The 13,173-nt window shown below is 71.9% G+C and carries 14 protein-coding genes and 1 pseudogene; 5 read left to right on the top strand and 10 right to left on the bottom strand.

The features are described 5' to 3' along the window. Together E1182_RS23955 and E1182_RS23950 are read right to left on the bottom strand one after the other, a co-directional pair. Nucleotides 1–296, bottom strand: a 296-nt coding sequence (locus E1182_RS23955; protein ID WP_243706389.1) for a hypothetical protein, incomplete at its 3' end; no start/stop codon positions are given. Beyond that, nucleotides 293–595, bottom strand: a complete 303-nt coding sequence (locus E1182_RS23950) for a DivIVA domain-containing protein (protein WP_132269205.1) — start codon at nt 593–595, stop codon at nt 293–295. The genes E1182_RS23950 and E1182_RS23955, both read right to left, overlap by 4 nt. A gap of 289 nt (nt 596–884) precedes the next feature. On the opposite strand from E1182_RS23950, the gene E1182_RS23945 reads away from it, so the two are divergent. After that, the gene (locus E1182_RS23945) at nt 885–1,118 is read left to right on the top strand and encodes a GntR family transcriptional regulator (protein ID WP_132269203.1); all 234 of its coding nucleotides are present in this window, start codon (nt 885–887) and stop codon (nt 1,116–1,118) included. Between the two features lie 54 nt (nt 1,119–1,172). Here the strand turns inward: E1182_RS23945 and E1182_RS23935 are convergent, their stop codons facing one another. Further along, a complete protein-coding gene (locus E1182_RS23935; protein WP_132269200.1) occupies nt 1,173–2,141 on the bottom strand; it encodes an AraC family transcriptional regulator in 969 nt (322 codons plus the stop codon). A gap of 102 nt (nt 2,142–2,243) precedes the next feature. On the opposite strand from E1182_RS23935, the gene E1182_RS23930 reads away from it, so the two are divergent. Together E1182_RS23930 and E1182_RS23925 are read left to right on the top strand one after the other, a co-directional pair. Continuing rightward, nucleotides 2,244–3,284: a zinc-dependent alcohol dehydrogenase family protein gene (locus E1182_RS23930; RefSeq protein WP_132269198.1), complete on the top strand. Its 1,041-nt coding sequence runs from the start codon at nt 2,244–2,246 to the stop codon at nt 3,282–3,284. Between the two features lie 259 nt (nt 3,285–3,543). Then, the gene (locus E1182_RS23925) at nt 3,544–3,795 is read left to right on the top strand and encodes a hypothetical protein (protein WP_132269195.1); all 252 of its coding nucleotides are present in this window, start codon (nt 3,544–3,546) and stop codon (nt 3,793–3,795) included. Between the two features lie 93 nt (nt 3,796–3,888). Here E1182_RS23925 and E1182_RS23920 read toward each other — a convergent pair whose 3' ends face one another. Then, nucleotides 3,889–5,010, bottom strand: a complete 1,122-nt coding sequence (locus tag E1182_RS23920; RefSeq protein ID WP_132269192.1) for a glycerophosphodiester phosphodiesterase — start codon at nt 5,008–5,010, stop codon at nt 3,889–3,891. Nucleotides 5,011–5,153: 143 nt separating this feature from the next. Between E1182_RS23920 and E1182_RS23915 the strand changes: the two genes are divergently transcribed. After that, a complete protein-coding gene (locus tag E1182_RS23915) occupies nt 5,154–6,488 on the top strand; it encodes a TrkH family potassium uptake protein (RefSeq protein WP_132269190.1) in 1,335 nt (444 codons plus the stop codon). Then, complete coding sequence (locus E1182_RS23910; protein ID WP_132269188.1) at nt 6,478–7,146, top strand: TrkA family potassium uptake protein; 669 nt, start codon at nt 6,478–6,480, stop codon at nt 7,144–7,146. The genes E1182_RS23915 and E1182_RS23910 overlap by 11 nt, the downstream gene beginning before the upstream one ends. Nucleotides 7,147–7,168: 22 nt before the next feature. Here E1182_RS23910 and E1182_RS23905 read toward each other — a convergent pair whose 3' ends face one another. The 6 genes and pseudogenes from E1182_RS23905 to E1182_RS31270 all read right to left on the bottom strand — a co-directional run. Beyond that, nucleotides 7,169–8,845 (bottom strand): serine/threonine-protein kinase, encoded by a 1,677-nt coding sequence (locus E1182_RS23905; RefSeq protein ID WP_132269186.1) that lies wholly within the window; start codon nt 8,843–8,845, stop codon nt 7,169–7,171. Between the two features lie 70 nt (nt 8,846–8,915). Next, nucleotides 8,916–10,466 (bottom strand): fused MFS/spermidine synthase, encoded by a 1,551-nt coding sequence (locus E1182_RS23900; protein ID WP_132269183.1) that lies wholly within the window; start codon nt 10,464–10,466, stop codon nt 8,916–8,918. Nucleotides 10,467–10,502: 36 nt separating this feature from the next. Beyond that, nucleotides 10,503–11,516 (bottom strand): hypothetical protein, encoded by a 1,014-nt coding sequence (locus tag E1182_RS23895; RefSeq protein ID WP_132269181.1) that lies wholly within the window; start codon nt 11,514–11,516, stop codon nt 10,503–10,505. A 205-nt stretch (nt 11,517–11,721) separates the two neighbouring features. Then, nucleotides 11,722–12,528 (bottom strand): inositol monophosphatase family protein, encoded by an 807-nt coding sequence (locus tag E1182_RS23890; protein ID WP_132269179.1) that lies wholly within the window; start codon nt 12,526–12,528, stop codon nt 11,722–11,724. Next, nucleotides 12,521–12,973: a response regulator gene (locus tag E1182_RS23885; protein WP_132269177.1), complete on the bottom strand. Its 453-nt coding sequence runs from the start codon at nt 12,971–12,973 to the stop codon at nt 12,521–12,523. Before E1182_RS23885 ends, E1182_RS23890 begins: the two co-directional genes overlap by 8 nt. Beyond that, nucleotides 12,970–13,173: pseudogene (locus E1182_RS31270) on the bottom strand (histidine kinase); the annotation flags it as partial. The pseudogene E1182_RS31270 and the gene E1182_RS23885, both read right to left, overlap by 4 nt.

The following is a 13,173-nucleotide window of genomic DNA, read 5'->3' as shown; positions in this document are numbered from 1 at the left end:
GTATCCGCCGCCGTGGAAGCCGCAACACGCCGCAATTCGCGCGGAGCAAGGGCAGGGCCCGCGCAGTCGCCGTTGTGGTCGGCCGGGCGGGGGCAGCGCCGGCCGCCGTCGAGCAGCCGGTCGCAGAAGACCCAGTGTCGTACGCTCTGCCGGTCCTCGGCCGACACGGTCGTTCCGCCGCCCTCCACCTCGGGCAGGAACCCGAGCGCCCGGGTGACCGCCCGGGCGAGGCGCAGCGCGGTCGGCAGGTCGGCGGCGACCACGGGCAGGTGGACGACGAACCGCTGCGGGCTCACCGCCACACCCTGGGCGCGAACCGGGACTGCCAGTTGCGTAGCGCCCGCTTGATCCGGATGTTCTCCTCGGTGACCATCGCCAGGTCCCGCCGGGCATGGGCCAGCTCGCCGGCGACCCGGTGCAGGAAGGCGTACACCTCGGCCGGGTCGAGCCCGCGTCGTACCTGCTGGAACTGCCGCTCGCGGATCTGCCCAGCGGTCAGCGGGCGGCAGGACGCCCAGCCGTACCGGCCGGCGTTCGGTGGATGGGAGGGAGTACGCCGCGCGGGGCGGCGGAACAGGGCGAGCACGTTGCGCATGGGCCACCTCTCGGTCGGGATGGGCGCTGGAAGGCGGCCCCGGCCCCGCGATCGGGGGAAGCGGACCGGGGCCGCCGGCTCCGGAACCGCAGCCCTGATCGGCGGTACGGCCCCGCAGCCAACCGTGGTGTCCGCCCCCGAGGCTTGCCGAACCAACCGGAGCCGGACACCCAGCAACTTACGCCACTAAGTGGCGTGAGTTTAGCCCTGAGTGCTGGCGTGGCAACTTATTGCAGATGCTGGTGTAGGTCCGGCATGATCGGGGAGCCGAACCAACCGGAGTCCCAGCATGCCCACAGCACAGCCTTCGTTCCGCCGCATCGTCGACGACATCGCCGGGAAGATCAAGAACGGCGAGTTGAAGCCCGGAGACAAATTGCCCTCGACCAGCCAACTCGCCGATATGTACGGCGTCAGCAACAACACCGCCTATCGGGCATTGGTCATCCTCCACGACCGAGAGCTGATCATCGGCCAGCAGGGCCGGGGCACCTACGTGGCCGAGCCGCCCGCCAAACCGTGATCGCTGGCAGCTCAGCGATAGAAGTCCCGGCGTGTCGAGTCGCTCAGCTGCCACTCATCGGTGGTGAATGACGCTTGGGGCTCGCCTGGGCGTTACGGGGTGCTTGGTGTTGTCGTGTTGTCTGCGGTAGCTGCCGGGCGAGATCCCGAACTGGCGTTTGAACGCCTTGGCGAACGCGAACTCCGAGGAGTAGCCGCCGTTTTGGGCGACCACGCGTAGCGGGGCGTCGCTGGTGCCGAGCAACTGGCTGGCGATGATCATGCGCCACCAGGTCAGGTAGGCCAGGGGAGGTTGCCCCACGACGGTGGCGAACCGTCGGGCGAAAGCCGCCCGCGACAGCCCCGCCCGTGCGCCGAGCTCCTCCACCGTCCACGGATGGGCCGGGCGATGGTGGATCGCGTGGAGCGCGTCGGCGACGGCCGGGTCGGCGAGGGCGGCAGCCCAGCCGGTGGCCGCCTGCCCGGCGTGGTCGTCCAGCCAGGCGCGGAGAATGTAGATCAGCAGGGTGTCGAGTAACGCTGGCACCACCGCGTCTGAGCCGGGCCCCGGCTGGTCCAGTTCGCGGCCGAGCAGGTCGACGGCGGCGCGCAGGGCGGGGTGTGCACCGATCCGGGCGGGCAGGTGGACGACGTCGGGCAGCCCGGTGAGCAGCGGGTGCGCCCGTGCCCGGTTGAGCCGGTAGGCACCGCACAACATCAGGGTGGTCGGACCGGCGCCGGGCGGAGGATCCTCGGCCAGCACCCAGTTTCCGTCCGGGGTTTGGACGACGTCGGTCAGCGGCGTGGTCGGGTCGTCTGCGATCGCGTGTCCGCGCCCGTGCGGAAGGAAGACGACGTCGCCGGGGGACAGCGCGACCGGCTCCTGTCCGGGCGGGAGGAGCCAGCAGGAGCCCTGCAGGATGACGTGGAAGCCGGCCCCATTGGAGGCGGCGAACCGAAGGCCCCAGGGGGCGGACATCAAGGTGCGGGAGGAATGGGGCAGGCCCGTACGCATGGCCGCGATCGCGTCGCTGAGCACATCCACGCCGACCAGGTTAGCCGTGAGTCCATGACGCAAGACGGTGGGACAAAAAGGTAAGACTCTCCGGCATGGTTCGTCTCAGTCGATCTCCGTACGTTCATTTGCATGACCACTCGTGCACACGCGGTACGTTTCCACGAACTCGGCGGCCCGGACGTATTGAAGATCGAAGAGGTGCGGCTCGACCCGGCTGGTGAGGGCGAGGTCCGGGTCCGGATCGACGCCATTGGCCTGAATCGCGCCGAGGCATTGTTCCGTGCGGGCAGCTACTACTACCAGCCCACCCTGCCCGGCTCCCGGCTCGGCTTCGAGGCGGCTGGCGTCGTGGAGCAGGTCGGCCCCGGCGTCGCGGGCTTCAGTCCGGGGCAGGCGGTGAGCATCGTCAGCGACCAGGAGATGTCCCGCCACGGCGTGTACGCCGACCGGCTCAACGTGCCGGCCACGGCCCTCGTTCCGCGCCCGACCGACATGGATGCGGTCACCGGGGCGGCCGTATGGACGTCATACCTGACCGCGTACGGCGCCTTGGTGGAGGTCGGCCGGGTGAAGGCCGGCGACGCCGTCGTCATTACCGCCGCGTCCAGCAGCGTCGGCCTCGCGGCCATCCAGATCGCCAACCACCTGGGCGCCACACCCATCGCCGTCACCCGCACCGCCACCAAGTCGTCGCACCTGCTCCGGGCAGGAGCCGCGCACGTCGTAGCCAGGGACAAGGACGACCTTGTCGACCGCGTGCACGCCGTCACCAACGGCCGAGGGGCACAGGTCGTCTTCGACGCCGTCGCCGGACCCGGCCTGACGGAGATCGCGCAGACCGTGGCGGCGGGTGGCGTGCTGATCGTCTACGGCTGGCTGGACCCCCGGCCGACGCCGCTACCCATGAACTGGCCCCTGAACATCCACGGCTTCGCTGTCGACCTCGTCACCGGCGACCCGGGCCGCCTCAGCCGCGCCCAGGCATTCGTCCGGGCCGGCCTGCGTCGCGGGGCGCTGACCCCGGTTGTCGACCGGACCTTCGATCTGGCCGACATCGTCGAGGCACACCGACACCTGGAGTCCAACACCCAGGTCGGCAAGATCGTCGTCACGTTCCGCACTGACCGGCCCCGCCGGGGCACCTACGTGGCCGAGCGGCCGACCGGCTAACCCCGGCCGCGAGCGACCCGCCGACGATGGCGGAGCTTGCGGCGGCATCCGATAGATGCCCCCGTCCCGCCGTCCACCCCCTCAGGGCAGGTGCCCGTTCGATGGAGGCCGCATTGGCGGATCATCGCTCCAGCATCGCCCGCTGTCGGAAGCCAGAGCAGGCACAACCATGCAAGCCTGATTTAGGTTCTTCGATGTCCGGGGCTCCGACTCGACGGAGAGTCGCCGTGCGCTGTGGACGACGACAGGAGGAGGCTTCATGCGCGGACGAAGGTTGGCGACGGCGGTGGCAGCGACGACTCTCGCACTGGGCGGACTGGTCGGGGCGAGCACCCCGGCGGCCGCTGACCCGCCAGGCGGCACGCTTCGCGGCGTCTACTACGACTACCAGTTCTGCCAGAGTTACGGCAGCGAGGGGGTGCAGACCGGTCGGTGGAACTGGTTCTACTGCGAGTACCGCCCCTCCGGCCCCTCCGGCGGCTTCTACTTCCTCTGGACCTTCACCTACTAGGCCGTGCTTGGTAAAGAGTGAGACTGGCAGTCGACGTACGCGGGGCGGCCGGATCGAGCGGGCGCCCCGCGTACCCGTGGGGAAGGGTGACCGTCAGCGGGCCGGCAGGCCGGCGCGGGCCGCCACGGCGGTGTCGGGCTGATCGGCGAAGACGCCGTCCAGACCCAGGCCGTAGAAGAGTTCGTACTCGGCGGTGACGTCGCCGCGGGCGTTGGGGTCGGCGCCGACCCGGAAATCGGCGGGCAGGAACTGGTTCTCGGCGCGGAACGTCCAGGCGTGCACGAGCAGTTTCTCGCGATGGGCGTCGCGGACCACGGTGGTCGGCGCGCGCAGCGTGCCGGTGGCGTCCCGGGGGACGATCAGGTTCTTGTTCAGGCCGACGCCGTCGGCGTACCGGGCGATCCAGCGCAGCCCGGCGGGCGCGGCCAGGTCGGCGTAGCCGCGCGGGTCGCCGGCGACGGTGAAGTCGTACGGGCGGCCGGCGGCGTCGAGCAGCTGCACCAGCGGCACGTCCACCATCCGGTTCAGCCTGCGCAGGTTCGCCGTCTCGAAGGACTGGACGTACACGGGCGCGTTCCGGTGCGCCATCCTGTTCTTGCGCAGCACCGCCACCAGCGGCTCCTCCAGGGGCAGCCCGATCGAGGCGAAGTAGCTGGGGTGTTTGGTCTCCGGGTAGACGCCGATGATCCGGCCCCGCTGGCGGCTCTCCGCCCGGGCCAGGTCGATGACCTCCTGGAAGGTCGGCACCTCGAAGCGCCCGTCGAAGGCGGTGTTCGCCACCCGCACCTGGGGCAGCCGCTCCTTGGCCCGCAGCGTCTTCAGCTCGGCCAGGGTGAAGTCCTCGGTGAACCATCCGGTGACGGCCACCCCGTCGATGGTCTTCGTCGCCCGGCGGGCGGCGAACTCCGGCCGGACCGCCACGTCGGTCGTACCCGAGATCTCGTTCTCGTGCCGGGCGACCAGCACGCCGTCCTTCGTCGAGACCAGATCCGGCTCGATGTAGTCGGCGCCCATCCGGATCGCCAGCCGGTACGCCTCCAGGGTGTGCTCCGGGCGGTAGCCACTCGCGCCACGGTGGGCGATCACGATGGGCCGGTGCTCGGCCCGGTCCGCGCGCTCCGCGTCGTCCTCGCGGGCGGACGCCGCGCCGGGCACGGCGACGGCCACCGCCAGCAGCGTGCCGGCCAGGCCGAGAGCGGAAAGGGTACGTCGCAACGCCGTCTCCTGTCGTCGATGGGTGACGCCCAGCAGACCGGCTGCGGCTGACCGCCAGTTGGTCCGCGTCTGACCGGCGGGTGAACCCTGCGAGATAGCCGATTCATCGCCACCGGGATGCCGGATAGCGCCAGGATTGTCTGGTGCGCCGCTTTCTCCGTCATCCCGTGCGGCTGGTGCCGCTCGGCTTCCTGGCGGCGATCGCGCTCGGCACCAGCCTGCTGATGCTGCCCTGGGCCACCGGCGAGCACCGGTTCACCCCCTTCACCACCGCGCTGTTCACCGCCACCTCCGCCATCTCGGTCACCGGCATGCCCGTGGTCGACACCCCGACGTACTGGAACGGCTTCGGCCTGATCATGATCACGGTGCTCACCCAGGTCGGCGGCCTCGGCATCCTGACCGGCGCCACCCTGGTCATCCTGGTGGTCGCCCGGCAGCTCGGGCTGCGCAACCGGCTGCTCGTACAGGCCGAGACCGCCGAGTACGGCATCGGCGACGTACGCCGCCTGCTGGGGCGTATCGCGGGACTCGCCCTGGTCAGCGAGGCCATGATCACCGTCTTCCTCGCCGGGCGACTCTGGCTGACCTACGACTACCCGGCCGGTCGGGCCCTCTGGTACGGGCTGTTCCACGCCGTCCAGGGCTTCAACAACGGTGGCTTCTCCCTCTGGTCCGACAGCCTGGTGGGCTTCGCCCGCGACCCGTGGATCTGCCTGCCCCTCGTGGCCGGCACCATCGTCGGCGGTCTCGGGTTCCCGGCGCTGTTCGAGGTGGCCCGGGCCTGGCGCCGACCCGTGTCCTGGGCGGTCTCCACCAAACTGACCGTCTGGGGCAGCCTCGCCCTGCTCCTGATCGGCCTCGTCGGCCTGCTCGCCGCCGAGTGGGCCAACCCGAACACCCTCGGCCCGTACGACTGGCGCGGCAAGCTGCTCTCCGCCTTCACCCAGAACGCGGTCGTCCGGACCGGCGGCTTCAACAGCCTCGACACGAACCGGCTCGACGAGGAGACCTACCCGCTGCTCATCGCGCTGATGTTCATCGGCGGCGGCAGCGCCAGCACCGCCGGCGGCATCAAGGTCTCCACCTTCTTCCTGCTCGCCTTCGTCATCTGGGCGGAGCTGCGCGGCGAACCCGACGTCACCGTGGGCCACAGCCGCATCGCCACCGCCAGCCAACGGCAGGCGCTCACCGTGGCCCTGCTCAGCGTCGCCCTGGTGGCCGGCGGCACGGTGGGGCTGATCCTGATGACCGAAGGGACGGCCTACTACCGCGCGCTGTTCGAGGTGACCTCCGCCTTCACCACCACGGGCCTCTCCGTCGGCACCCCCGCCGACTACGGCACCTCCGGCCAACTGCTGTTGATCCTGCTCATGTACATCGGGCGGGTCGGGCCACTCACCCTCGGCTCAGCCATCGCGTTGAACACCCGACACCGCCTCTACCGCTACCCCGAGGAGCAACCCATTGTCGGCTAGGAACCTTGACGACAGCGGCGTCGTGGTCGTCGGCCTGGGCCGGTTCGGCTACCACCTGGCCAGCGCCCTCACCCAACTCGGTCACGAGGTGCTCGCCATCGACCGCAACCCGGACCCGGTGCAGCGCTGGTCGGAGCAGCTCGACCGGGTCGTCCAGGCGGACGGCACCGAGGAGGCCGCGCTGCGACAGCTCGGCGTGGCGGAGTTCCGCCGGGTGGTGGTGGCGATCGGGGCGTCGGTGGAAGCGAGCGTGCTCACCGTGCTCGCGTTGACCGAGCTGGGCGTACCGCAGATCTGGGCCCGGGCCACCTCGGCGAAGCACGCCAAGATCCTCGCCTCGGTCGGCGCGCACCACGTCGTCTTCCCCGAGGCCGAGACCGGCGAGCGGGTGGCGCACCTGATCGTCAGCCGGATGCTCGATTTCATCGAGTTCGGCGACGACGTGGCCATCGCCAAGGTGCCGGTGCCGCAGAGCCTCGTCGGCCGGCGGCTGCGCGACCTGGCCCCAACCGACCGGTACGGGGTGATGGTGGTCGGCGCGAAGCTTCCCGGGGAACACTTCCGCTACGCCGGGCCGGACATGGTGCTCCAACCGGAGAGCGTGCTGATCGTGGAGGGCACCATCGAGCAGGTGCAGCGGTTCGCCACCCCCGGCTGAGGTTCAGCGGCCCTGCGGACCCTCACTCCTCGTCGCGTTCGTCGTCGCGCTCGTCGTCATCGTCGTCCCGTCCCGCGGGGCGCTCGGCCTTCTTCGGCTCACCCGGGCCCTTCTTCGGCTTGGCCTTCGCGCCGCCGCCCGGGCCCTTCGGCGAGGTCGCGGCAGCCCCATCCCCGGCGGACGCCTTCTTCACGGCCGATTTGGCCGGTGGTTTCGCCGCTGGGGCGGGCGGTGCCGAGCCGGCCACCCCGGACACCTGGACGGCGCAGGGCGTCTCACCCACGTGGAACTGCACCGGCAGCGGATTGGTCCCGGTGTACCGCCCGCTCAACGCGACCTGCTCCGACGCGCCGGGCGCGAGCGCGGCACGCCCCGGCGCGGGCTGCACCACCACCGTGCGCCCCTGCTGCTTGGCCACCGCCGGGCTGGCCTTCGTCACCGTCTGGCCCCCCGGAAAGGCGAAACGCATCCGCCAGTCCCGCAGGTCCTCCGTGCCGGTGTTGGTCACCGTCACCTCGGCGGTGAAATCCTTGCCGGAGTCCCTGCGCAGCGCGTACGCCACACCACAGCCCTGCTGCCGGATGAGCCCCATCCGCGCCTCGGCGGGTTTGTCCACCCCTCCGCCTGCCGGACTCTTCGAGGTCAACCCCCACATCGCGGCCGTCACCGCCACCAACCCGGCCGCCGCCACCCCGGCCTCGACCCGACGCCGCCGGGCCACCGCCCGACGGCTGCGGGTACGACCCGCAACGGGCAGCGCGTCCGTCTCGGCCGACCAGGGCAGGATCGTGGTGCCCGCAGCGGCCAGCAGGGTCGGATCCCCGCCCATGCCGGGTGCCGGGGAGACCGGCACGGCCGCGACCACCCCGGCCGCCTCCGCCAGCGTACGGGCCACCTCGACGGTCGCCGGCCGGTCCTCCGGCTGCTTGGCGAGGCAGCGCCGCACCAGCTCCGCCACCTCCTCCGGCAGCCCGGCCACCGCGGGCATCGGCTCCGGCTCGTGGTACATGTGCGCGCGGAGCATCTGGGTGGTGGTGCTGGCCTGCCACGGCAGCCGGCCGGTGAGCATCCGGTAGAGCAGCAGCCCGACGGCGTACACGTCGGTCGCCGGGGAGACCTGACCCTTGTCCAGCCGCTCCGGCGCCAGGTACGCGGGCGTGCCGAGCAGCGCACCGTCCGGATCCTGCTCGCTCTCCCCGACCAGCGCCGAGATACCGAAGTCGACGACCTTCACCCCGGTGGAAGTGAGCATCACGTTGCCGGGGGTGACGTCCCGGTGCACCACCCCCCGGGCGTGCGCGGTGGCCAGCGCCGAACTGACCTCGGCCCCGATCGTGACCGCCTCCCGCCAGGGCAGCCGACCGGCACGCCCGAGCCGACCGGTCAGCGGGCCGCCGTCGACCAGCTCCATCACCACGTACGGCACGGTCAGCCCGGACTGCTCGGACTCGCCGTAGTCGTACACGTTGGTGATGTTGGGGTGGCAGAGCCGCGCGGCGGCCTGCGCCTCCGACCGGATCCGGTGCCGGAACGCCCGGTCGCTGGCCAGCCGAGACGCCAGCACCTTCACCGCCACCTGGCGGCCGAGCACCTCGTCGTAGCCGCGCCACACCACGGACATGCCGCCCGCTCCGAGCTGTTCGATCAGCCGGTACCGCTCACCCAGCAACCGCGCGCCGTCCCGGTTCGCTCCACCCATGGTCGGTCGTGTTGCCCCCGGCCGACGCGGCTACACCTGACTGGGCGGAATCGGTCAGGAAATCACCGGATCAGGCGGTCGCGAGCAACTGGTCCACCGGAGCGTAGTCGTCGGTGAGCACCAGCGCACCGTCGGCGAACGCGGCCAGGGCGTCACCGGCGAGCAGATCCGGGACGCTGTCCAGCGTGTCGAGTCGCTGATTGAGCGCGTCCAGCGGCAGCGGCGCGTCCGAGGCGACGATGAGGAAGTTCGACCCCACCTCACCGGCGATCGCATTCGCCGGCGCGACCAGCGCGACGTGCCGGAACTCGGCCGCCACGGTGGCCACCTCGCTGCGGATGAACCGCCCGGGCGGATAGTCGATCACGTTCTGCACGTACAGGCCGCCGGGCCGCAGCACCCGCCGCACCTCGGCCGCCATCTCCCGGGTGGCCAGATGCCAGGGCACCACCAGATGCCCGAAAGCGTCCCCGACGACGAAGTCGCGGCTGTCGGCCGGCTCGCCGGCGACCAGCATCCGGGCGTCCCCCACCACCGCCCGCAGCTCCGGCCCCGGGCGTACGCCCAGTTCACGCCGGTCCAGCTCGACCAGCCCGCCGTCGATCTCGAAGACCAGGTTGTGGCTGCCCGGGCGGGTGGCGCTCAGGTATCGGGGCATGGTGAACCCGCCCCCGCCCAGGTGCAGCGCGTCCAGCCGCCGGTCCTTCGGCGCCGCCACATCCGCCGCCGCGCCGATCCACTGCGTGTACGCGTACTCCAGGTGCGTGGGGTCGGCCAGGTCCACGTACGAGTGCTGGGCCGAGTTGAGGTACAGCACCCGGCCGGAGTCACGCGACGGGTCCACCGCCACCCGGGCGCAGTGGTACGCGGTCTCCACGTCGCACGGGTTCGGCGCGACCGCGCTGAGCCCGGCGCCGACCAGCCCGAGCACCGCCAGGGCGGCCTTCGTCCGGCCCGAGCCGCCGCGCCCGGCCCCCTCCTGCCGGCGCAGGTAGACGCCGAGGGCGAGGCCGGTGACCCCGAGCAGTGCCGCCAACGCGATCAGGATGACGGTGCTGGGCAGCGCCGCCACCAGCACGAAGCCGGTGACCAGGGTGGCGCTGATCCCGCCGAGGGTGCCGATGCTGGACAACCGGCCCACCACCTGCCCGGTGCGGCGCAGGTCGGCGAGTTGGAGCTTCACCACCAGCGGGGTGACCGCCGACAGCAGGGCCGCCGGCACGAAGACGGCCGCCGCGACGAGCAGCAGGATGGCGCTGGCCGCCCCACCCCGCAACACCTCACCGGCGTACCGGACCACCGGCAGGGTGACCGCCGAGGCGATGCCGGCCAGCACCAGCGCCGGAGCGAGCAACGGGCGCGGGTCACGCCGGTCGGCGAGCCAACCGCCGGTCCACGCCCCGTACGCGATGGCGGCCAGCGCGATGCCGATGACCGAGCTGGTCACCTGGAGGGTCACCCCGACGTACGGGCCGACCAGGCGCAGCGAGACCGTCTCCAGCACCAGTACGGCACCGCTGGAGAAGAAGACCAGGAACGCGGCCAGCCCGTTGGGCAGCGCGCGGGAGGTGGCCGGCGCGGGCGCCGGATCCACCAGGACGTTGGAGGATGAGCTGCTCACCGTCGCGATGGTACGCAGCCTTGCCGGGTCGCCGGCTCAGTTCATCGAAAGATGAACATGGTTTGTGTGGTCGGCGGCCGGGCTGCCGGAGCCGCTGTACGCCCGCCACCCGGTGTTGGGCAGCCAGATCTGTCGGTACCAGATCACGTAGAGCACGCCGAGCCGGTCGGCGTTCTTCTGCAGGTAGTTCGCCAGGCTGTCGCCGTACGCCTTGTCGCCGCCGGTCGCGGTCTCGTCCTTGAACGTGCTGGTGGCGGCGGAGAAGTCGCAGGCCCTGCCCTTCGGGTGTTCACCGTCGCCGCCGGGGCGGTAGCACTTGACGTAGCGCTTGTAGCCGGCCGCCTGGGCCTGCTGGAGGGCGTGCAGGGTGCGTGGGGTGATGCAACCGTCGGTGGTCGGGTCGTTGACCGAGCAGGACTCGCCCGGCCAGGAGCCGTCCGAGTTGCGTTTGGCCGGGGCAGCTGAGCGGGCGCTGCCACGGAACCCGCCGCTGGTGCCGGAGCTGACCGCGGCGAGGGCCTGCTCGGCGTCGCGCTTCCGTTTGGCCAGCGCGGCGACCTGCTTCTGCTGCTCGCGGACCTCGGCGTCGATGGCCAGCTTGGCCTGCGCGGCGGTCTCCTGCGCGCTGCGGTACTCGCGCAGCCGCCGGGCGTCCCGCTGCCCCATCACGTCGAGTTCGGCGGCGCGCTGAAGGAGCGCCTCGGGGGTCGCGCTGTTGAGCAGCGCCGACGCGGTGGTGAGCCGGCCCAGCCGGTACGACTGCGCGGCCACCTCGCTGACCTGCTCGCTGAGCCCCACCAGCCGTACCTCGACCGCCTTCAGCTCGTTGGTCAGCTCGGCCTGGCGGCGCTTGGAGTTCTCCAGCTTCGCCTTGGCCTCCAGGTGGCCCTTGGCCGCGGCCTCCAGCGCGTCGCGCAGCTTCTTGCTACCACCCTCGTTGGGCTCGGCGGAGGCCGGCACGGCACCGCCGCCGAGCAGCAGCGCCAGCACGGCCAGCAGGACGGTCAACGGCCGGTGCACCCGCGACCGGGTGATGCTGGTCCTGGGCACGAAGGTGTCCTTCCCTCTCCCCACGGGGCCGGTCGACCCCGGCGCGGCGATCCCGCCGGCTGCGCCAGGTGCCGGTCGGCGGGAGACCGCCGGTCACGATACCGGACGGAGCCGGTTCGACCAGGCCCGCGACCACCCGGGGCCGACTGCGTCCACGGCGCGCATCGGTGGCGTCGCCGAACGTGGTCAGCGATGATCGCGGTGGTCAGGCGAGGAGGGCGGCCCGCGCGGTCGACCAGGTGGCCGCGTCGGCGGCGACGAGTAGCCCCGGGCGGTCGTCGGCGGGATGATATTCCGCGCCGTCGAGGTGGCGGGCCACCCCGCCGGCCTCCCGTACCAGCAGCACGCCCGGCGCATGGTCCCAGGGCAGCGTCCGCCAGAAGAGCACGAACCGGTGGTCGCCGGTGAGCAGGTCCAGGTACTCCCGGCCGGCGCAGTGCTGGCCGGAGAGCAGCTCGCCGAGCCGCTCCCCGCCGGCCTCGACCCGGGTACGAACCGCCGGGGGCAGCGAACGGGTCATGGCCGTGCCGCGCATCCGGCCGGACGTCACGGCGGCGTCCACGGCCCGCACCGGCTGACCGTCGAGCCGGGTGCCCGCATTGAGGCGGGCGTCGGCGAGGACACCGGCGATCGGGTCGAGCACCCACGCCCCGGTCAGCACCCCGTCGGTCAGCAACGCGACCATCAACGCGAACGGGGCCCGGCCGGCGGCGAAGTTGCCGGTACCGTCCACCGGGTCGACCAGCCAGACGGCACCGCCGCCCCCCAGGTGGCGCAGCAGGTCCGGGTTCTCGGCGACCGCTTCCTCGCCGACCACCACCGAGCCCGGCAGGAGCTTGCGCAGCGCCTCGGAGATGCGCTCCTCCGCCCGCCGGTCGGCGACGGTGACCAGGTCGCCGGGGGCTTTCTCGAAGATGTCGGCGTCGTCGAGCCGCCGGAACAGAGGCAGCACGACATCGGTCGCGGTCTGCCGCAGCAGTTCCCCGACGTCGTCCCGCAGCCGCTCAGCCACGGGGCGGAAGCTTGACCACGCTGACGAAGAACTCGTCGATCTGCCGGACCACCGCGATGAAGCGGTCGAAGTCCACCGGCTTGGTCACGTAGGCGTTGGCGTGCAGCTGGTAGCTGCGCAGGATGTCCTCGTCGGCCTGGGAGGTGGTGAGCACCACCACCGGGATCCGGCAGAGCTGGTCGTCCTTCTTGATCTCCTCGAGCACCTCGCGTCCGTCGCGGCGCGGCAGGTTCAGGTCGAGCAGGATCAGGTCGGGCTGCACGGCCTCGGCGTACTGCCCCTCGCGGCGCAGGTAGGCCAGCGCTTCCGCGCCGTCGGAGACGACGGTCAGCCGGTTGCGCAGCTTGTGCTCCTCGAACGCCTCCTGGGTCATCAACACGTCGCCCGGGTCGTCCTCCACAAGCAGGACCTCGATCGGGCTGTTGCCGTCGGCCGGCGCCGTCATCCCACCGTCTCCCTCATGCCACCCGTTGTGCCGGGCTCCATCGTCCCGTCCGACGCGTCGTCGTCCGCCGCGCCGTCCGGTTGCCTGCCGACGGGGTTCGCCCCGTCCACCGCGACCGCCTCGGGAACGTCCCCGGTCGACGCCTCGTCGGCGGCGGCCTCGGCCGTCGCCGCCGCCACGTCCTCCGGGCGGGCCGGGAG

Source organism: Micromonospora sp. KC721 (assembly GCF_004348355.1).
Classification (GTDB): domain Bacteria; phylum Actinomycetota; class Actinomycetes; order Mycobacteriales; family Micromonosporaceae; genus Micromonospora.
This window is presented reverse-complemented; position numbering and strand designations above follow the sequence as displayed.